The sequence below is a fragment of the Priestia sp. VA7 genome (assembly GCF_055710015.1).
In genome coordinates this window covers 775,473-794,384 of sequence record NZ_JBVQPN010000002.1, presented here as the reverse complement: position 1 = coordinate 794,384, position 18,912 = coordinate 775,473, and the positions used below count along the sequence as shown (strand labels likewise).

The 18,912-nt window shown below is 38.1% G+C and carries 21 protein-coding genes and 1 pseudogene; 7 read left to right on the top strand and 15 right to left on the bottom strand.

Features of this window, described 5'->3' with window-relative positions:
• Positions 1-27: 27 nt before the first annotated feature.
• Positions 28-1,113: a CotH kinase family protein gene (locus AC0C45_RS10555; protein WP_047930939.1), complete on the bottom strand. Its 1,086-nt coding sequence runs from the start codon at positions 1,111-1,113 to the stop codon at positions 28-30.
• A gap of 170 nt (positions 1,114-1,283) precedes the next feature.
• On the opposite strand from AC0C45_RS10555, the pseudogene AC0C45_RS10550 reads away from it, so the two are divergent.
• Positions 1,284-1,331: pseudogene (locus tag AC0C45_RS10550) on the top strand (hypothetical protein); the annotation flags it as partial.
• Between the two features lie 19 nt (positions 1,332-1,350).
• Here AC0C45_RS10550 and AC0C45_RS10545 read toward each other — a convergent pair.
• Complete coding sequence (locus AC0C45_RS10545; RefSeq protein WP_257063105.1) at positions 1,351-1,797, bottom strand: hypothetical protein; 447 nt, start codon at positions 1,795-1,797, stop codon at positions 1,351-1,353.
• 133 nt (positions 1,798-1,930) lie between these two features.
• On the opposite strand from AC0C45_RS10545, the gene AC0C45_RS10540 reads away from it, so the two are divergent.
• Complete coding sequence (locus tag AC0C45_RS10540; RefSeq protein ID WP_016763466.1) at positions 1,931-2,077, top strand: hypothetical protein; 147 nt, start codon at positions 1,931-1,933, stop codon at positions 2,075-2,077.
• Positions 2,078-2,108: 31 nt separating this feature from the next.
• Here AC0C45_RS10540 and AC0C45_RS10535 read toward each other — a convergent pair whose 3' ends face one another.
• On the bottom strand, positions 2,109-2,522 hold the full coding sequence (locus AC0C45_RS10535) for a YppG family protein (protein ID WP_013056116.1): 414 nt from the start codon (positions 2,520-2,522) through the stop codon (positions 2,109-2,111).
• 229 nt (positions 2,523-2,751) lie between these two features.
• Between AC0C45_RS10535 and AC0C45_RS10530 the strand changes: the two genes are divergently transcribed.
• Together AC0C45_RS10530 and AC0C45_RS10525 are read left to right on the top strand one after the other, a co-directional pair.
• Complete coding sequence (locus AC0C45_RS10530) at positions 2,752-2,946, top strand: YppF family protein (protein ID WP_013056115.1); 195 nt, start codon at positions 2,752-2,754, stop codon at positions 2,944-2,946.
• 125 nt (positions 2,947-3,071) lie between these two features.
• Positions 3,072-3,242, top strand: a complete 171-nt coding sequence (locus AC0C45_RS10525) for a hypothetical protein (protein WP_013082336.1) — start codon at positions 3,072-3,074, stop codon at positions 3,240-3,242.
• 275 nt (positions 3,243-3,517) lie between these two features.
• Here AC0C45_RS10525 and AC0C45_RS10520 read toward each other — a convergent pair whose 3' ends face one another.
• Together AC0C45_RS10520 and AC0C45_RS10515 are read right to left on the bottom strand one after the other, a co-directional pair.
• Positions 3,518-3,868, bottom strand: coding sequence for a YppE family protein (locus AC0C45_RS10520; protein ID WP_013056113.1), 351 nt, complete (start codon positions 3,866-3,868; stop codon positions 3,518-3,520).
• 45 nt (positions 3,869-3,913) lie between these two features.
• The gene (locus tag AC0C45_RS10515; RefSeq protein WP_013056112.1) at positions 3,914-4,168 is read right to left on the bottom strand and encodes a hypothetical protein; all 255 of its coding nucleotides are present in this window, start codon (positions 4,166-4,168) and stop codon (positions 3,914-3,916) included.
• A 227-nt stretch (positions 4,169-4,395) separates the two neighbouring features.
• Here AC0C45_RS10515 and AC0C45_RS10510 point away from each other — a divergent pair, with 227 nt between their 5' ends.
• Positions 4,396-4,497 (top strand): hypothetical protein, encoded by a 102-nt coding sequence (locus AC0C45_RS10510; RefSeq protein WP_016763465.1) that lies wholly within the window; start codon positions 4,396-4,398, stop codon positions 4,495-4,497.
• A gap of 11 nt (positions 4,498-4,508) precedes the next feature.
• On the opposite strand, the gene AC0C45_RS10505 is transcribed toward AC0C45_RS10510, so the two are convergent.
• Complete coding sequence (locus AC0C45_RS10505) at positions 4,509-5,504, bottom strand: DUF2515 family protein (RefSeq protein ID WP_237893711.1); 996 nt, start codon at positions 5,502-5,504, stop codon at positions 4,509-4,511.
• A 73-nt stretch (positions 5,505-5,577) separates the two neighbouring features.
• Here AC0C45_RS10505 and recU point away from each other — a divergent pair, with 73 nt between their 5' ends.
• Entirely contained in the window at positions 5,578-6,177 is a 600-nt protein-coding gene (recU, locus tag AC0C45_RS10500) for a Holliday junction resolvase RecU (protein ID WP_014460963.1), read from the top strand.
• A gap of 63 nt (positions 6,178-6,240) precedes the next feature.
• The gene (locus AC0C45_RS10495) at positions 6,241-9,075 is read left to right on the top strand and encodes a transglycosylase domain-containing protein (protein ID WP_280168967.1); all 2,835 of its coding nucleotides are present in this window, start codon (positions 6,241-6,243) and stop codon (positions 9,073-9,075) included.
• A gap of 35 nt (positions 9,076-9,110) precedes the next feature.
• Here the strand turns inward: AC0C45_RS10495 and AC0C45_RS10490 are convergent, their stop codons facing one another.
• From AC0C45_RS10490 to dinG, 9 genes are all read right to left on the bottom strand, one after another.
• A complete protein-coding gene (locus AC0C45_RS10490) occupies positions 9,111-9,602 on the bottom strand; it encodes a YpoC family protein (protein ID WP_034653426.1) in 492 nt (163 codons plus the stop codon).
• The gene (nth, locus tag AC0C45_RS10485; RefSeq protein ID WP_034653428.1) at positions 9,589-10,260 is read right to left on the bottom strand and encodes an endonuclease III; all 672 of its coding nucleotides are present in this window, start codon (positions 10,258-10,260) and stop codon (positions 9,589-9,591) included. Before nth ends, AC0C45_RS10490 begins: the two co-directional genes overlap by 14 nt.
• 140 nt (positions 10,261-10,400) lie before the next feature.
• Positions 10,401-11,108: a DnaD domain-containing protein gene (locus AC0C45_RS10480; protein WP_016763459.1), complete on the bottom strand. Its 708-nt coding sequence runs from the start codon at positions 11,106-11,108 to the stop codon at positions 10,401-10,403.
• A gap of 336 nt (positions 11,109-11,444) precedes the next feature.
• The gene (gene asnS / locus AC0C45_RS10475; protein ID WP_013082328.1) at positions 11,445-12,737 is read right to left on the bottom strand and encodes an asparagine--tRNA ligase; all 1,293 of its coding nucleotides are present in this window, start codon (positions 12,735-12,737) and stop codon (positions 11,445-11,447) included.
• Positions 12,738-12,894: 157 nt separating this feature from the next.
• On the bottom strand, positions 12,895-14,079 hold the full coding sequence (locus tag AC0C45_RS10470) for a pyridoxal phosphate-dependent aminotransferase (protein ID WP_013082327.1): 1,185 nt from the start codon (positions 14,077-14,079) through the stop codon (positions 12,895-12,897).
• Positions 14,080-14,212: 133 nt separating this feature from the next.
• Entirely contained in the window at positions 14,213-14,701 is a 489-nt protein-coding gene (locus tag AC0C45_RS10465) for a cell wall elongation regulator TseB-like domain-containing protein (RefSeq protein ID WP_013056103.1), read from the bottom strand.
• Between the two features lie 11 nt (positions 14,702-14,712).
• The gene (locus AC0C45_RS10460; RefSeq protein ID WP_013056102.1) at positions 14,713-14,883 is read right to left on the bottom strand and encodes a YpmA family protein; all 171 of its coding nucleotides are present in this window, start codon (positions 14,881-14,883) and stop codon (positions 14,713-14,715) included.
• 188 nt (positions 14,884-15,071) lie between these two features.
• Positions 15,072-15,869: a ComEC/Rec2 family competence protein gene (locus AC0C45_RS10455; protein ID WP_171777521.1), complete on the bottom strand. Its 798-nt coding sequence runs from the start codon at positions 15,867-15,869 to the stop codon at positions 15,072-15,074.
• An 88-nt stretch (positions 15,870-15,957) separates the two neighbouring features.
• Positions 15,958-18,759, bottom strand: coding sequence for an ATP-dependent DNA helicase DinG (dinG, locus tag AC0C45_RS10450; RefSeq protein ID WP_034653434.1), 2,802 nt, complete (start codon positions 18,757-18,759; stop codon positions 15,958-15,960).
• Positions 18,760-18,912: the final 153 nt, after the last annotated feature.

The window sequence follows — 18,912 nt, the reverse complement described above, 5'->3', positions numbered from 1 at the left end:
CCACTTTTGCCTATCATTCTATGGTATCTAAAAAGTGAGAAGATTATTTTTAATATATGCTGTTCGGTCTTTTATAAAAGATAAAATAAATGCCGGCTCCTCATAAAATTGTTCTATATTATTTTTTACATAAGGATCTTTCAAAATATAAGGTTTAAGCTCTTCGTGCATTTGATAGACAATGGGCTTCATATATTCCACTGTAAATTGATTATTTAGAACATTGTTCATCTTTTTAATATAACGCTTTTTAATTCCATCTACTGCCAACAAACGAGCTGTAAGCGTGTTGAATCCTTGTGCACGGACATAATCTCCTTCCATTACTTTTCCATTTACATCCCTTCCCCAAGTCGCATCATAATCCCATGGAATCAGTTCAAAACGTCCACTGTCATGGTTTCGATAGAGAGCATAATTATGAACAAAACCGTCATAATTTTGCATACAAATAATACCAACTAACCAAGATAAGTACCGGTCGACGTTTAGATACTTCTCAATATTCTGTTCGAATTCTGTATTTGTCCATGTGTTAACATTAAATATAAACTGTTCTAATTTTTCCTTATCTCCTTGTTTCACTACTTTATCTTCATAACCTGATAATAAGGATGTTTTCGGCTTTTTATCCAAATCACTCATTAAAGAAAAATTAGCATCTCCGTCCACTGCATAAAATATGGATCCATCCGCTAAATTTCTTTTTTTTAAAAATAGTTCATCTACCGATTCAAGCTGAAGATATACTCCTTCGTTTTTCCCATTAATCGTGAGGGTAACAAACTGAGAGTGAGGAGATAAAACGTCTAAGGAGGAGAAAAAATCGAGGGACAATTTGTTGCGCATAAGGGATGGATCTTTGTATTCAGCGTTCAAATGTATTTCTTTAGAATACTGAAAGATTTTTGGGGAATAAAATTCAATATAATATGACTTTTTCTTCATCTTACGAATATGTGAGCCTCTTAGCAGCAAATCAATATCGTAACGCTTTTTGTTAAATTTCATCGTTGCCTGAACGACTTCTTCTGACCAAATGTCTCTGTGCATTTCTTTTAAATCTTTTACATTTACAAACAAAGCGTATTGAGGAATTTCTTTTTGTTTCATTACTTGACCACCTTTCTTCAATTAATAAATTATATGAACCTCAAATTCGCCGTGATACCTCATCCTATCAACTATTTATTTAAATTCCACTTTTGCCCTATATCAAAAATCAATACTGCAACGTATCCTATTAAGACAATACCTAGTCCAATATATAGGAGGTTTTTTAATTGCATATTACAGCTCAAAAAATTAAAGAGGCTGCAGAGGCCCTGGAGTGTACAGAATTAAAATCTTTTATGTTTCAAGAGCCGACTGCCGGCCCTCTGACAAGACGTCGCCGTTCTTCTCGTGGTTCTTCTCGTGGTTCTTCTCGTCGTTCTTCTCGCAGTACTCGCCGCTCTTCTCGTGGAACTCGCCGCTCTTCCCGCAGTACCCGCCGCTCTTCTCGTCGTTCACGCCGTTCTTCTCGTGGAACTTGCCGCTCTTCCCGCAGTACCCGCCGCTCTTCTCGTCGTTCACGCCGCTCTTCCCGCAGTACCCGCCGCTCTTCTCGTCGTTCACGCTGCTCTTCCCGCAGTACCCGCCGCTCTTCTCGTCGTTCACGCCGTTCTTCCCGCAGTACCCGCCGTTCTTCTCGTCGTTCACGCCGTTCTTCCCGCAGTACCCGCCGTTCTTCTCGTCGTTCACGCCGTTCTTCTCGTGGAACTCGCCGCTCTCGTCGTTCTTAATTTCCCTAAACACTCATCCTCTTATTGCAAAAAAAAGCCGAAGAACCATGAGTGTCTTCGGCGTTTTTTTCCACTTATAGTAGGGCACATTTGGAAATATACTAAGATGGGATGTTATTCATTTTACATAGAGAAGGAGAGGTTTTATGAAAAAAAGCAAGCATCAAATTTCAACTTCATCAACAACAGATGTCGAAGAAGTCAAACGTTTAAATGCTCAGTCTGGATTAACTTACAATGAAGTATTTACACTTCTTGGAGAAACCTATTTGAAAAATCAAAAGAAAAAATAATAAGCAGGGACTAGAAAACACCTTCTAGTCCTTATACTTTGAAAATCCCGGAAAACCCTTTAACTAGGGATGTTAATTGGTTCATGGCTCCCATCATCTGCCCCGCAGTATTCATCATCTTGTTCATATCGTAATTGCCATCACTCGATTTAAACTGAGACATTAATGACTGAAATTGAGAAGGCTGAGGCTTTTGTTGCTGAGCTTTAGGGTATGGATTAAAAGGCGCACCTGCATTATTGTACATGGGCTGCTGGTACATTCCGTTCATGTAGGGAATTTGCTGAGGACCAAAAGGCATTTGTTGCTGAGCGTACGGATGTTGCGGCATATAAGCTTCCGTCCATGGCTGCTGATGATACTGCGGAAATGGATGTACCTGACTTAAATCAAAACGTTCTGGTTGATGTTGCTCATAATACGGATAATGCTTACTTGTATACATGCAAAATCAATACCTCCTTTTTAATATTACATAATATATAGTATGTATGCAGAAATAAGAGGTGACGTTCGTCTACTTGTACTTTTGGAAAACACATTCAAAAATATGTAGGTTTCTGTCGAAAGTTTAAATTTTTCAAAAAAACGAGATTATTTAAATATATGGTACGATAAGAACAAGTGATACTACGATACGTAGTGGCACAAATGGGGATTAGGAGGGAATTTACATGTATGTGAACGAACTTCAAGAAGCTTTTATTGCGGTGAAACAGTATGAGCCGCAGTCAAGTAATGAATTACTCGATTTTGCTCAGCAGCAGTATTTAAAAGGTTTTTTAACTCCTATGAATTACAAAGCCGCTGTACGTGAACTCGAACAAATTGGAGCTACTAAGCCCGATTTTAGTGCACAAGATGATTAATTTTTTTACTACCACCGAGAAATCGGTGGTTTCTTTGTTTCCTATAAAGTGGACACATACTTCTTTTTTGACTTGTTTATACTATAAAAGCTTTAACGTAGTATTCAATAAAGGAGGTCTATCTCATGAGTCGTGGAAAACATTTTGATCATAAAAAGCAAGGCCAAAGTGCAGCAACTAAAACAAATAACGCCGTTGCTTCTAAACATACTGAAAAAGTTGATTATCATATCGATACAGTCGCTTCACAAGATCACCCAGCTGTTTCTATCCAATCTCAAAAAGACTTTGATTGATATGATAAAAAGAGGCTGGGACATAACAAAATGAATCCAATCTTGAGACGAACAAATGGGATACATGAGCTGAACCGCTTATGACACCGCAGTTGATCTCCAATCAACTGCTAGAAGGAACAAAACAAATGAAACCTATGCTTCTCATCAAAAAAAACGAACTACGAATCAAAAGTTTTGATCGATAGTTCGTTTTTCATTTCGTGTAAAATACTTTTGTCACAATCTCATACATAGAAAATCCCCACCTTATAAGTCTCAACGGAAGGCCGGGATTAATTATTCAATATCGACTCGAGCACATACTTATTTGAGTGATACATCTTTTTAAATCGCTTTTCTCGCGTCTCGGGATAAAACGACTGTAGTACAACGTTTTGTAAATTTTCTTTTAACGTCTCTACTTGATTAACATGAATATATTTTGGTCGCTCTTTCTTCAGCCATTCCGTTACGAGACTAGCCCATTCATCAAGTTCTTTGAAGAAAATATCTCCATAAGGCTTTACTTCTTCAAAAAATTTCACTTCATAATTTTCTTCCTGTTGAATAGACGCTAATCGTTCTACAGCTACTTCATTATATTGAAACATGATCTCCGTACTTTTTTTCACATCTTCATTCATCGTTATTCGTCACCTCTACGATGACTATTGTAACATAAACAGTCTTTATACTGTATGAAGAACCATTTCTCTTCGGCTTCTATTCCATTCTGTTTCGGAAGGCATGCTTTCATATACAGCTACTTCAATTTCTTGCAGTGATTGGTCAATGCGATGAACTTGTTCCATATATGTTTCTTCACAATGTGTAAATGCTTCATTTATAGATGTAGACATCGTTTTATCCACTAAATCTACTTGCTCTAGTAAGCTATCTAATAAAGTCATCATTTCGCTTGTTTTAACCATACTTTGTTTCATCGCCATCCCTCCAAATTTTCCTTTGCATAACGTATTCTCTCTTTTCTTCATTGTCCCTTCACACATGACAAAACTAGTTTCTATTCGTCAAAGAAAGATGTTTTCGACATTTTCGTTTATGGTGAATCGAAAGTGAACATATTGAAAACACTAGTATAGACATTTCAGCTAAGCAGATACATTCCGCTGCTGAACGTTTATTACAACATGATAGGAGGTGCCTAGATATGGCCAACAAACAGCAAAAATCACAGCCTAAAAATAAGCCTGAAACAAAAACCTACGGTGATCCTAAAAAGTTAAACGGTCCTAACCAGCCTTCTACTTAAGAACAAAACGGTCACTTGTGACCGTTTTTATTTACATTAAATACTTGCGCTACTTTCATTAATATATACAGCTGCTTTTGCTTTTGAAGATACCACTTTGTAAAATGAACTTTCTTTGGAAAAGACGGCTTTTTCATAAGCTTTTGCTCCTCTTTTTTCGTTAAAAACCACTCTTCTCTCTTCTTTTCATGATGTCTAATAGCCGGATACACCTTTCGAAGAGCAGGTGTACGGCAACTGATTTCATTCACAAAATACTGCTCATAATCGTATCTCGAACCCGTATGCTTTGTTTTTAAAGAAAATTCATAAAACAAGGGATAATACTTTTCATGAAATAATAAAGCCGCTAATTTCTTTCCCAAATCAATCCGATTATTTACTTTTGTAAAATCATGAACAGAACAACCGTATAGCTCCCCTTTTGTAGTAGGAAAAAGGACGGAACTAAAGTGGAATATATCTTGAAAAAAAAACAGCGTACTTTTAAACACTCTATCTTGATAAAAAGGCTGTTCAATAACGGGCTGTTGAATAACATGCTGCTCATTCACAATTAACGCATGAATAAGCTGCAGTTCACAAGGTCTCTGCATAAATTGTCTCCACTGCTCTTCGATAAAAGATGAAACATTTAAATAGGGAAGTAAATGAACGTAAGAGACATGTTTTTTACGCGAAACAGCATACAATAGTAATTGCGGGAAGACATCTTTAAAAATAAGCCAATTTGCTCTTTCATACGTCAAAAATAATAAATCGCGCGTTTGCTTTGATAACGCTTTTTTCATGTTTTTCCCTTGCAAATCACACATATTCCATCCTGCGTTTCGTGACACCATACTTGCGAGAAATGCCCACTTTACTTCAGGATATCTATGATAAAAAGTTGCATAAGCCTGGGTTCTTGATATATTATCAATATTCAGCTTGTCTGTGGTTTTTTTAATCGCCGTCAACAGCGCTTGTTCCGAACTATTGAGTGACATCTCTTCATCTTCTTTCATCTATTTTTATTTGTAGGATTTGGTATAATAGAATTTGTTTGTTTAATAGATTTACACTAAAGGAGTGATGGTTATGATTCGCTATCCTAACGGAAAGGCCTATAAGCCATTGAATACCAGCAGTCCTTCCCCTAAAAAGCTAGAAGCTAGCTATAGCAATCGTGGTATGACGCTGGAGGACGATTTAAACGAAACAAACGAATACTATGTTTCAAAAGGAATAGCCATTGTTCACAAAAAACCAACCCCTGTTCAAATTGTAAAAGTAGACTATCCGAAGAGAAGTGCCGCTGTTATTAAGGAAGCTTATTTTAAACAGGCTTCTACTACAGACTATAATGGAGTCTATAAAGGAAAACACCTTGACTTTGAAGCAAAAGAAACGAGAAATAAAACCTCATTTCCGCTGCGTAATTTTCATGAACATCAAATTGAACATATGAAGCAAATTGTGAAACAAAACGGGATTTGTTTCGTTATATTAATGTTCTCTACTTTACAAGAAATATACTTGTTCGAAGCACAGTTCCTTTTTCCTTATTGGGATGCCATGAAAAAAGATGGACGAAAATCAATCCCTAAGGCAGATATTGAAAAAAAAGGACATTTCATCGAACTTGGTTACCATCCGAGAATCGATTACATAAAAACTATAGATAAATTATACTTTTAAGAGTATGATATATATGTTTACGGAAATCATTCTCTTACAATGCGTTGAAAGGTAGGAGTTTTTATGTCAGATAATTATCGCTCTCGTGAAGAACGACGAAGAGCTATGAATGACAACAAACCAGAAGGTAAATCTCAAGGAAAACCGAAAAAGAAGAAAAAAGGAGGCCTATTTCGTAAAATTGTTGCCGCAGTTTTACTAATAGGAATCATCGGGCTCATTGCCGGAGTGGGAACTTTTTTTGCTATGATAAGCGATGCTCCAAAAGTTGATGACTCGGTATTAAAAAACTCTTTTTCATCTAAAGTATATGCAAACGATGGAAAGACAGTTGTAAAAGAAATTGGAGCTCAAAAACGTACATATGTGCAATACGATGAAATCCCTCAAGTCGTCAAAAACGCATTTATCGCTACGGAAGACGTTCGTTTTTATAAACATCACGGCGTCGACTTTTACCGAATTGGCGGAGCATTAATGGCGAACTTTAAAAACGGCTTCGGTGCTGAGGGCGGTAGCACGATTACTCAGCAAGTGGTAAAGAATTCGTTCTTATCACCAAAGAAGACGGTTAAACGTAAAGTACAAGAAATGTGGTTAGCTTACCAGCTTGAGCGTAAATATTCCAAGCAACAAATTCTTGAAATGTATTTAAACAAAATATATTTCGCATCAGGTGAAGTATACGGTATTGAACGAGCAGCTGAGAAATTTTACGGAGTTAAAAGCGTAAAAGATTTAACTCTTGATGAAGCTGCTATGTTGGCAGGCTTACCAAAAGCGCCAACTACTTATAACCCAGTTACAAACCCAGAGAATGCTACTAAACGCCGTAACACAGTATTAAACTTAATGGCTAAAAACGGCTTCATTACACAAGCCGAGGCCGACAAAGCAAAACAAGTAGATGTACAGGCTCACTTAGCTAAACAAACTGAATCAACATCTAAGTACGATGTATTTATTGATCAAGTAATCGAAGAAGTAAAAAAGAAAACAGACGCGGATCCATTTTCTGCGGGCTTAGAAATTTATACAACGCTTGACACTAATGCTCAGGACTATGTGGATGATGTGATGAATAACAAAGTAGTCAACTTCCCGAACGATAAATTCCAAGCAGGTCTTGTCGTTGTAGATAATGAAACAGGCGGTATTCAAGCAATTGGAGGCGGACGTAATCGTGTATCAGGCGGCTTAAACTTTGCAACAAATATGAGACGCCAGCCCGGCTCAACCATTAAGCCGATCTTAGATTACGGTCCAGCGATTGAGAACTTAAAGTGGTCCACTGGACAACCGCTAAAAGATGAAGAATATCATTATTCAAACGGCACGCCAATCCGAAACTTCGGACGAAACTATAAAGGCTGGGTTTCAGCGCGTGAAGCTTTAGGACGTTCACTGAATATCCCTGCTTTAAAAGCGTTTCAAGCAACCGGTGCGGACAAAGCAAAAGAGTTCGCTACGGGCCTTGGGCTAAAATTAGACGAAGAAGACGGCGAAGCTTATTCTGAATCTTATTCTATCGGAGGATTCCGTACAGGTGTTACACCGCTACAAATGGCTGGAGCCTATAGCGCTTTTGCAAATGAAGGTATGTACAATGCACCTCATACAGTGACAAAGGTAAAATTCCCAGATGGAACAGAAATTGATTTAACACCAAAATCAAAACGCGCAATGCAAGATTACACGGCATTTATGATGACGGACATGATGAAATCTGTTGTAAACGAATCATATGGTACAGCTCGTGCTGTTCGTACACCAGGATTAGAAATTGCGGGTAAAACGGGAACTTCGAACTTTAGTGCTGCAGAAAAACAACGATACAACATTCCAGACGCTGGTGAAAAAGACGTTTGGTTTAATGGGTTTACGCCAAACTATACGATTTCTGTATGGACAGGCTATGAAACTGCTAAAGATGGCTATATTTTAAGTCCTAATGAAACAGGCATGGCAAAAAATATCTTTAAGCATGTTATTACTCATATTTCTGAAGGCAAACCTAAAGGAAGTTTCAAGCAGCCGGACAGCGTAGTTGAACGTTCCGTGGAAAAACCAACGGGCAAAGACTTAAAACGCCCAAGCGGCTCTACTCCTTCGAGCTTAATTACTAAAGAATACTTTGTACGCGGTACTGCACCGACAAAAGTATCTCAAACGTTTGTGAAGAAAGAAAAAGAAGAAAAGAAAGAAGAGAAAAAAGAGGACAAAAAAGAGAAAAAAGACAATAAAGACAATAAAGATGTAAAGCCAAAAATTACTGCTTCGTATAGCGGAGGAGCAATTTCAGTTAACTGGTCAGCTTCAAACGCAGCCAGTGATACGACCTTTACAGTCACAATGTCATCTCCTAACGGTTCTGAACAACTCGCATCTGGCGCAGGAGCCGGTGGAAAAACAATTTCCAACCCAGCACCAGGCGCAACGTATAGTTTCACCGTAACAACAAATACGGGCGAAAGCGCTAGTTCTTCTGTAAAAGTCCCTGATTCATCAGATCAAGCTACCGAAGATGATTCTACTAAGCCTGAAGATGACGGAACAACGGACGATAATCAAAATGAAGACAATAGCAACCCTGATCAAAACAACGGCTCTGATCAAGGTGACGATTCATCTACTCAGCCGGATGATAACCAAAACAACAATAATGGCAGCAATAACGGCGGTAACAATAGCGGCAATACCGATAATAACAATAATGATAGCGGCAATGCTAACGATGGTAACAGCGGCCACAACAGTAATAACGGCGGCACAACAACTCCTCCAGCAGACAACGGTGGAAGTGACTCAGGAAGTCAGACACCACCAACAACCCCTGCTACACCATCGACGCCGTCAACATCTGCTACACCGCAGCAAGAGCCAACAACTGAAAATTAACGTAGCAGTAAAAAGCCCCTACACGTGTAGGGGCTTTATTTCTTGTGAAGAATAAGCATTTTTGCATACTGCTTACGCAGCTCATTAAATAACTCTGTCAGCTGAATATACGCTTGATAAGAAGAAACTCGCTGCAGCAAAAACACAAGTCTCTCAGCACAGTTAATAGGCTTATAGGTTAGGTCCGCTATATCTTCTTGCAGCCGATTTAAACGCCGAACGGGCTGTCCGTTAATCCAAAACAGTAAACTAATATACATAGCAGCAGCTTGTTTCATACAAGGGGCTGCTTCTTTTGCTTTTCGCAGAGAAAAAAGCGTATGCAGTTCTTCCCTTTGAGTTTCCCACTTTTCAAAAAATGGCCGTATATTCTTTTGAACATCCCTCCAGGGTGTTTTCGTTTCTTTATGTACATCGTATAAAATATCATAAGCAAAATAATTTTTTCCACCCACTTCAAGAATCCGATCTTCTTTTGAATAGAATGGTTCGCATATGAAATGTGACGGCACTTCAATCGGTAACATCTATCTTCTTCTCTTTTCCTTTCATTCGTTTCTTTCCTTCTCGGCAAAGATCAAGAACCGGGCAGACATGACATTGAGGAGACTGTGCTTTACAGTGATAGCGTCCAAAAAAGATAAGTCGATGATGCGTAACTGACCATTCATCTTTCGGAACTTTTCTCATTAGCGTTTTTTCTACTTCCAAAACAGAATCTTTCCACCTGCAAATCCCAAGGCGTTTACTTACACGTTCTACATGCGTATCTACTGCTATTGACGGTACTCCAAAAGCTACGGATACAACAACATTAGCCGTCTTACGCCCTACTCCTGGAAGATTGGTCAGCTCATCACGATCTGTTGGAACTTCTCCTCCATACTCATCAATGAGCATACGGCAGAGCTTTTGAATATTTTTAGCTTTGTTTCTATATAAGCCGATTGATCTAATATCTTGCTGCAGCTCTTCTAACGAAACGGCTAAATAGTCTTCGGGCGTTTGATATTTTTTGAATAAATCCGCTGTTACGCGGTTGACTAGAGCATCTGTGCACTGAGCAGATAGCGCCACAGCAATGACTAAATCAAAGGGATTCCGATGATTTAACTCACAGTGGGCGTCAGGAAACATTTCCGCCATAGCATCTAAGCACTGTCTGATTTGTTTTAACGTTAACATACTAGTTCTCCTTCTCCTTACAGGTAGTTCCCTCCTATTTTACAATAGGGTTCCTGTCAAATGCTACTTTTGTCCATATTCTTTTAAAAAAGCTGCTTCAAGATTCAATTACTTGGATCTTGAAACAGCTTTTTATCCTGTCATTGCTCTAGCCAGTTAAAAAAAGGAATGGCTGATGTAGACTGAGAAGGGTTAACAGAAGATAGTTTTTTGGGCTGTTGATTTTGACGAAATTTTTGGCTATGCTTGCGGGCTTGATCAATGGTCTGAATACCATTTTTCTTCCATTCAAATAAAATCCGATCAATATACCGGAAGTTTAATTTTCCAGACATCACCGACTCTCTTAGTGCCGCTTTAATAATAATGGGATCATGATGATCTTGATCAATCCACATCGCTAGCGTTTCGCATTCAAACGGAGACAATGCTCTGCCGAACTCTTTTTCAAACATTGTATATAAATTAAGCTCTTCTTGTTCTTCTTCACTTTTTTCTACTTCTCTTGTTTCTTGCATCATATGATGAATAAGCTTTTCCCAAAGCGGTTTTAATGAATAACGTTCACAAATAAGTGCGTTTTGCTGTTGATCTTGCTCAATAGATAAAAAGCCGCGCTGAATTAATGCTCGCAGCGTATCCATACAGACAGCACTTGAAATACTCATTTTTGCCGCCAATTCGTTAGGTGTCGGGAAACCTTCACCGCCTTCAATGGAAACATAAATATGCATTAACGTCATGAATTCCGTTTCGTTCATTCCCAAATCGCTATAGTGATTAAACAGCAGCTTCGGAATTGAAACTGTGCCTTGTTCAAACCATTCAATTAACGTTTCTTTTTTCATATCCGAACACCTCAGTAGTTAGTATATCATGAAGTTTATAGTCAAAGTAATAATTATTCGAAGCTAAAAAAGCTTCTATGTAAAACTTTCCGCTGAAACCGTACCATTGCTCTGCACATATAAAATATATATGAACGATGACTTCCTTCCAAGAATATTACACTAACTTATTTTTTCGAGAATTGCAACTCCCTTTTAAGTTATGCTCTTTTCTATGTTTGCCTTTGTTTTCTTATGATATAAGTAAAAGCCTCGTTTTTCTTTTCTTTTTATGATTCATAAAAAAAGCTAAAAAAGTATCCTGACTACAAGAGTCAGAATACTTTTTTCACTTCCTTACGGGTATAGACGGTTTAATAATCGTGGGAATGGAATCGTTTCACGAACGTGTTCTACGCCGCTAATCCATGCTACCGTACGCTCAAGGCCTAAACCAAATCCTGAATGTGGAACTGAGCCATACTTACGAAGCTCTAAATACCACTTATACGTTTCAGTATCTAATTTGTGCTCTTCTACACGCTGAGCTAAAAGCTCTTGATCATGAATACGTTCAGAGCCTCCAATGATTTCTCCGTAGCCTTCTGGTGCGATTAAGTCTGCGCATAATACTACGTCTTCATTTGTTGGATCTGGCTGCATATAAAATGGTTTTAATGACGTTGGATAGTGTGTAATGAATACCGGCTTGTCATAGCTTTCTGCGATAGCCGTTTCATGCGGTGCTCCAAAGTCATCTCCCCACTGAATGTCTGTAAATCCTTTTTCATGTAAGAATTTAAGAGCGTCATCGTACGAAATACGAGGGAATGGCGCTTTAATTTGTTCTAACTTAGATGTATCACGGCCTAGTACATTTAACTCTAACTTACAGTTTGTTAAAACAGACTGTACGACATGAGACACATACTCTTCCTGTACTTTCAAGTTATCTTCGAATTGGTAGAAAGCCATCTCTGGTTCAATCATCCAAAACTCAATTAAATGACGGCGTGTTTTAGATTTTTCAGCACGGAACGTTGGACCGAATGAAAATACTTTTCCAAGCGCCATTGCCGCTGCTTCCATATAAAGCTGTCCACTTTGAGAAAGATATGCATCTTCGTCAAAATATTTCGTGTGGAATAATTCTGTTGTTCCTTCAGGAGCACTTCCTGTTAGGATTGGCGGATCTACTTTTGTAAACCCGTTTTCGTTAAAGAATTCATACGTTGCACGAATAATTTCGTTACGAACCTTCATAACAGCATGTTGACGTTTAGAACGCAGCCATAAATGACGGTTATCCATTAAGAACTCTGTTCCATGTTCTTTTGGCGTAATTGGATAATCAACAGCTTCATGAATAACTTCAAGGCTTGTAACTGTTAATTCATAGCCAAACGGTGAGCGCTCATCTTCACGTACTATACCTGTTACATATAGTGATGATTCTTGCGTCATAGATTTAGCTAATTTAAAAGTTTCTTCTTCTACTTCAGCTTTTACAACTACCCCTTGCATAAATCCTGATCCATCGCGCAGCTGTAAAAAGGCAATTTTACCACTTGAACGTTTATTCGCTAACCAAGCACCAATTGTTACTTCTTTTCCTACATGCTTGCTTGCTTCTGAAATCGTAATTTTCACGATTAATATCCCTCCAAAAAACTTACATTTCGTAATTATGTATGCCATCCTATTATACATTTCGACAAACATAATAACAAGTAACAAACAAAAAGAGCCTTCTAACACGTGTGATTTGTGCTAAAAGACTCTTTTGTTTCTACCTATTGTTATTTTTTTATTTCATGTGACGAGTCATGAATGATTGAATTCGTTCCAATGCCTTTTCTAGCAAATCTAGTGATGTAGCATAAGAAAGACGTACGTTTTCTGGTGAACCGAATCCTGATCCAGGCACTAGCGCTACCTTCTCTTCTTCTAAAATAGCTTCTACCCATGCATCAACTGTATCAAAACCAGTTAACTTTGCAGCTTCAATTGCATTAGGGAATAAGTAGAAAGCACCCTGTGGTTTTAAGCATGAGAACCCTGGAATGTTAATCAGCTTTTCATGAATTACGTTTAGACGCTCTTCAAAAGCTTGTCGCATCATTTCCACCGGCTCCTGAGTGCCGTTATAAGCAGCAATTGTTGCATATTGAGCAATAGATGTTGGATTTGATGTGCTGTGACTCGCTAGGTTTGTCATCGCTTTAATAACTGTAGCATCACCAGCTGCATATCCAATACGCCAGCCCGTCATGGAATGTGACTTAGAAACACCGTTAATGATAATTGTTTTTTCTTTTAACGCTGGTGAAAGCTGTGCAATCGATACATGTTCATTTTGACCATATACAAGCTTTTCATAAATTTCATCTGATACGATAAAAATATCGTGCTTCAAGCAAACTTCTCCTAAAGCTTGAAGCTCTTCTCTTGTGTAAATCATACCTGTTGGGTTGCTTGGTGAATTGATAATAACAGCTTTGGTTTTAGCAGTAATAGCCGCTTCTAATTGTTCAGGTGTGATTTTAAATTCGTTATTTTCAGAACCTTCAACGAATACTGGTGTACCTTCTGCTAACTTTACTTGCTCAGGATAACTCACCCAGTAAGGAGTTGGGATAATCACTTCGTCACCTTCGTCTAACAGAACTTGAAATAACGTATACAGTGCGTGCTTAGCACCTGTACAAACAATAATTTCAGAAGGTGAATACGTCAGGCCTTGGTCACGTTTGAATTTTTCAATTACCGCTTCTTTTAATGGTGCAAGGCCGCCTGCTGGCGTATATTTTGTCTGACCATCATTCATTGCTGTAACAGCCGCTTCTAAAATGTGCTGCGGCGTATTAAAATCAGGTTCCCCTGCTCCAAGTCCAATCACATCATGACCAGCCGCTTTCAATTCTTTCGCTTTTGCTGTAATCGCTAATGTTGATGATGGCGTTAATGCTGATACACGTTTTGCTAACTTCACTAAAATCTCCCCCTATGAACTAAAGCTATAATCAGCCCGCGGGCTGATTATAGATAAAAAATTGGCTTCATTTTCATAAAGCGCTGAAATCTTATATTATGACACATATGGTATTTCATATGGTATAAACGATTTATGATTGAGATAAGCTGTATCGTTTTATAAATTCACCGCTAGAGAAATCAAGATAATAGTATGTTAAATGTTTCTTATCTTTATCCACATATGTTACTTCCCACAGCGGCTTTTTATTTTCAATGCCTAGGCGCACCGACTTAATTTCCTGCGGGTTTTTATCATTTTTCACAATGGAAATGGCTTTCTCTTTTGTGATCCCGCTGCTTGCTTTCTTTAAAACAGCTGTTTGTTTTTTGCTTTTAGGCATCCAAGCAATTACCTTTTGATTGCTTCGGTTTGTACCTTCTACTACATAAAATGCATGATTGCCGAAATATGGCTGGGTGCTTGTGACAGATTTCAAATTAAATTCTTTTTTTGCTTGGGATGCTGCTTTTTCCTCAGCAGACTGAACATCCTTCACGGACGAGTGATAAATGCTAAAAGAAATGCCTCCGATAATTAAAAGCACAGCAGCTACCGCTACAATAATTAACTTTTTCATAAAATCCCTACTTATGTACGATAAATTGTAAATACAGCTTTGCTTTGATCTTCTTCATCTAACGCTAATCCGAACATCAAATCTTGCTTTTTCAACGTGCGATTCAAACTATCAACAATTTTATATAAATCCGAGGAATTTTCCACGCGGACAGTTGATAATACTTCAATCCTACTTTCCATTGTAAACCTCCTAGCTCGTCTATCACGACGCAAAAATGACGATATCCGTATTATAACAGGTATCAAAAACCACCGTCATCTTTTTCACTCATCAATCCCGTCTGTACGTTTTGCGTAAAAACCGAATAAATAAGTAAACATATATAATATTATAAGGAATTTACCTCTTTTTGCAAAAGGAAATTTGTTTATTTTGCAGAAAATTTCATCACATCATAGGATTTTAGCGACATTTTAATAGAGTAAGCGCTCCCCTCTCTTACATCATATAACTCAATCCATTCAGCTGTTAAATTTGAAAGCAGTCGAGGGGAATAGGAACGGCCTGGTTTCGTAAACGCAACCGCAAGCTGTGTATCTAATTGCTTCAAAAATGCATTCGAAAAAAACGTTCCCTCTCCAAAATCAGGAATTTTCAATACATCTACATGAGTAAGAGGAATGCGCAAAAACTTTTCTTCTACTTCATCTGAGCTGCTCATTGCATATAGAATCCGATGTTCTCCGATCGTAAATAATAGATCCATAGCCGCTATTTTTTGCTTCGATGCATGCAAGACATCAACGTGTATATTATTTGTTAACTGAAATAAATCATTTTCTTTCCACTTCTCTGTTTGAAATTCCGCCTGGTACTGAGCGGGGACAATAATACGCTCTATTTGATAATCATTCACAGCTCGCTGAACATTTGAATCATAGTACTTTTGCTGTTTCGTAATCACTAATTGGTTGATTTTTTTCACTTTATATCGCTTCAACCACTTCTTTAGCTCGGGATAGGAAGATGCATTCCCGGTATTTATCAAAATAGTCTCACCGCTTCCGTCTTGAATCAGACTCGCTTCTCCAGCTGAAAGAGGTAAAAAGGTGATCACTACTTCATCAACTTGTAAACCAAAATCTACGTTTTTAATGACGGCTGCTGAAACCGAACAGTTCATAAAACTAAAAAACAGTACGGCACTTATTAATATTTTAATCATACACTGTCCTCATTTGCTTATCATAGTATATTACTATCGTCTCTCAAGTGAAGAAACAGTATGCATAAAAAAAGACTTAAGCGTATGCTCAAGTCTTTTCATTCCACCATTCTTTGTAGTCCAGTAAGACATCCGAAAACGTTTTTTGAACAACCTGGACTTTTGGAAGTGAGTGAAGGAAATGATACCCATATGCTGTTCGCGTAATACGATTATCAAAAATAAATATAGCTCCTCGGTCACTTTTCGAACGAATCAACCGTCCAAATCCTTGTTTAAAACGGATAACGGCCTGAGGAAGTGAATAATTCATAAAAGGACTTTTTCCTTCTTTTTTCATCTGCTCAAATTTAGCTGTCAGCAGAGGTTGATTTGGAGATGAAAAAGGAAGTCTGACAATTACGAGACATGATAATAAATCTCCTGGCAGATCAATTCCTTCCCACAGGCTATTTGTACCTAATAGAATGGAATGCTCAAACTGGCTGAAGTCCTTTAGCAGTCTATTACGATTTCTAGTTGTGACTCCTTGACCGAGCAGTACAAACTCTTCAAGATCGTTTAACTCTTTTAAATAACCATACGTAGCTTTCAACATGTCATATGAAGTAAAAAGCACCAGCATACGACCATTTGTTACTTTAGCTACGTCAAGAATACTTTCTGCCATCATAGCGCTATACTCATATAATGATACTTCGTTAACAGCAGGCATATCTTGAGGAATATAGACTCTAGCTTGCTTCTCATAATCAAACTCAGAAGGGAGAATGAGTTGAGCAGGCTGAAAGTCATATAACCCTAGCTCTTGAATTAAATAATCAAATGTTCCATTCACCGTCAATGTAGCCGATGTTAAAATAACGCTTTGTTTCTTGGCGAAAAATTCATCAGCCAGCGTATCGGCAATGGAAGTAGGCTGACTATAGATATACGTAGCATTCGCTGCTCCTTTTGGTTCAATCTCAAACCACGTTACGTGATGACTCTGCTGTTTGAACAAAAGCTTTTCTATTTGCTGAGATATGTGTTCAAATCCTTTAACAGCCGTTTGAAATTCATGAAGAGACGACTGTTCATTTTTTGTGACTTTGTCATATAGTTCGTCAAAAGAATGTCTTGCCCCATCATTCCATGTAAAAAGATCGTGAATTAAAAAACGAATGCGCGACGCTGCTTCTTGAATAGCCGTCCAGTAATGCCCATGCTCTTTTTCCACTTTATATCGATAGCTGCTTCTTCCAATCTCACCCTGCTGATTGCCGATTCTTTTTTGGACAAAAGAATGAATCAAACGAAATAAGTCATCGCACTCAGAATGAAGCTGCACAAACAGCCTTTGAAGAAATTCAGTGTTAAGCTCGATGCTATATTTTACAAACGTATGATGAATTTTTTTTAACAGCCCTTTGTCTTGAATGGTTCCGATTCGGTTTAATAGCGCATGAACCGCAAAATAATCTAAGCGCTCTCCCAGCTCTTCTCCGGCAATGTCTTCTAAGTGATGAGCCTCGTCAATAATAATCTGTTCATACTCAGGCAGCAGCTCATGATTACTCATCACATCCATCAACAGCAAGCGATGATTTGTCACTACTATATGGGCATTTTGCGCCCTGTTCTGCGCTCGTTCATAAAAAGAATAAAGTTTCCAAGGATGCTTAAAATCACTTGGAGACGGATTGCTTTCATTTAGCTGTTCCCAAAAAAGTTTGCCGCCAGAAGGCAGGTTTATTTCATCGCTGTCGCCCGTTTCCGTTTCCGTCAGCCAAATAAGCAGCTTCGCTTTTGTGAGGATTGCATCGTAATTATTATTGCGCTCTTTTAAGAGCTGAATAAACTTTCTTATACTAATGTAGTGTTCTCTTCCTTTTAAAACAGCTGCTGTAACAGGAAACGGAACAATCTTTTCTAAAATAGGCACATCTTTTTCGATGATTTGCTGCTGAAGCGTTACCGTGTTAGTTGAGATAATGACTGGTTGATGATGAACAGAAGCATAAAACACAGCAGGAACTAAATAAGCGTAGGTTTTACCAATACCGGTCCCAGCTTCAATTAAAGCATGCTCATTACCTGCAAAGCACTCTTGTACAAAGTTCATCATCTCCCACTGCCCTTTTCGTTCTTCAAACAATGGCAGAGCCTGATGGAACAGCTTTTGCTTTTCAGCTTCAAATATTTCGTAAGTATGAGAGTGCTGCTTTTCATTAGCTGAATGCGGCTGATATTTATTTAGCGCAATGCCATGTATAAATTCATAAGAATCATCCTCGGCATAACTTTTATCATCTATAACTTGTTGAATCAGTTCTCCAATTTCACTTTTAAAGTGCAAGCTTAGCGCATACAGCTGCTTTAAAGTTGTTAGAGGTAGCTTCTTTAATTTTTCAATTAGTAATAGTAAAATACGTGCCGTTACTTCTGCATCACTATCTGCTTGATGAGGGTTTTCATGTTCAATATGTAAATACTCAGCTAATTGGCTAAGTTTGTACCCATCAACTGTAGGCAGCAGAATCCGGGCCAGTTCGACGGTATCTACCGTTGAATTATAAAGCGTCTCCCTTCCGCACTGATAGAGTTCTTCTTGTAAAAAAGTTAAATCAAATGCCACATTATGTGCAACAAAATAAGCATCATCTAGCAATTCTATAATTTTAGGTGAAATTTCTTCAAATAAAGGCGCATCTTTCACCATATCATTTTGAATGTTAGTTAGTTGTGTAATAAAAGGCGGAATATCCATACCCGGATTTAAAAAACTAGAAAAACGTTCAACAATTTTGCCGTCTTCTACTATGACAGCAGCAAATTGAATCATTTTATCTCCTTGTTTTGGAGAATGTCCCGTCGTTTCAAGATCTACCACAACAAAGCGTTTATTCACGGTCAACACCTCGCAAGTCTGTCTTTTTATAGTATAAAGTGAAAGCCTGCTCTATATGCTTTAAAAGCGCAACTCCTTCTCGTGAAAAACAGAGAGGCTTTCATACATAGAAGTTTTACTTTAGTGTGTATAGAGGTTTATACCGTTCACTTA

Bases quoted from the DNA above. Each gene is read 5' to 3' on its own strand.
- AC0C45_RS10555 (WP_047930939.1), bottom strand. From the start codon at position 1,113: ATGAAACAAAAAGAAATTCCTCAATACGCTTTGTTTGTAAATGTAAAA.
- AC0C45_RS10540 (WP_016763466.1), top strand. From the start codon at position 1,931: ATGAAAAAAAGCAAGCATCAAATTTCAACTTCATCAACAACAGATGTC.
- AC0C45_RS10535 (WP_013056116.1), bottom strand. From the start codon at position 2,522: ATGTATACAAGTAAGCATTATCCGTATTATGAGCAACATCAACCAGAA.
- AC0C45_RS10530 (WP_013056115.1), top strand. From the start codon at position 2,752: ATGTATGTGAACGAACTTCAAGAAGCTTTTATTGCGGTGAAACAGTAT.
- AC0C45_RS10525 (WP_013082336.1), top strand. From the start codon at position 3,072: ATGAGTCGTGGAAAACATTTTGATCATAAAAAGCAAGGCCAAAGTGCA.
- AC0C45_RS10520 (WP_013056113.1), bottom strand. From the start codon at position 3,868: ATGAATGAAGATGTGAAAAAAAGTACGGAGATCATGTTTCAATATAAT.
- AC0C45_RS10515 (WP_013056112.1), bottom strand. From the start codon at position 4,168: ATGAAACAAAGTATGGTTAAAACAAGCGAAATGATGACTTTATTAGAT.
- AC0C45_RS10510 (WP_016763465.1), top strand. From the start codon at position 4,396: ATGGCCAACAAACAGCAAAAATCACAGCCTAAAAATAAGCCTGAAACA.
- AC0C45_RS10505 (WP_237893711.1), bottom strand. From the start codon at position 5,504: ATGAAAGAAGATGAAGAGATGTCACTCAATAGTTCGGAACAAGCGCTG.
- recU (WP_014460963.1), top strand. From the start codon at position 5,578: ATGATTCGCTATCCTAACGGAAAGGCCTATAAGCCATTGAATACCAGC.
- AC0C45_RS10495 (WP_280168967.1), top strand. From the start codon at position 6,241: ATGTCAGATAATTATCGCTCTCGTGAAGAACGACGAAGAGCTATGAAT.
- AC0C45_RS10490 (WP_034653426.1), bottom strand. From the start codon at position 9,602: ATGTTACCGATTGAAGTGCCGTCACATTTCATATGCGAACCATTCTAT.
- nth (WP_034653428.1), bottom strand. From the start codon at position 10,260: ATGTTAACGTTAAAACAAATCAGACAGTGCTTAGATGCTATGGCGGAA.
- AC0C45_RS10480 (WP_016763459.1), bottom strand. From the start codon at position 11,108: ATGAAAAAAGAAACGTTAATTGAATGGTTTGAACAAGGCACAGTTTCA.
- AC0C45_RS10465 (WP_013056103.1), bottom strand. From the start codon at position 14,701: ATGAAAAAGTTAATTATTGTAGCGGTAGCTGCTGTGCTTTTAATTATC.
- AC0C45_RS10460 (WP_013056102.1), bottom strand. From the start codon at position 14,883: ATGGAAAGTAGGATTGAAGTATTATCAACTGTCCGCGTGGAAAATTCC.
- AC0C45_RS10455 (WP_171777521.1), bottom strand. From the start codon at position 15,869: ATGATTAAAATATTAATAAGTGCCGTACTGTTTTTTAGTTTTATGAAC.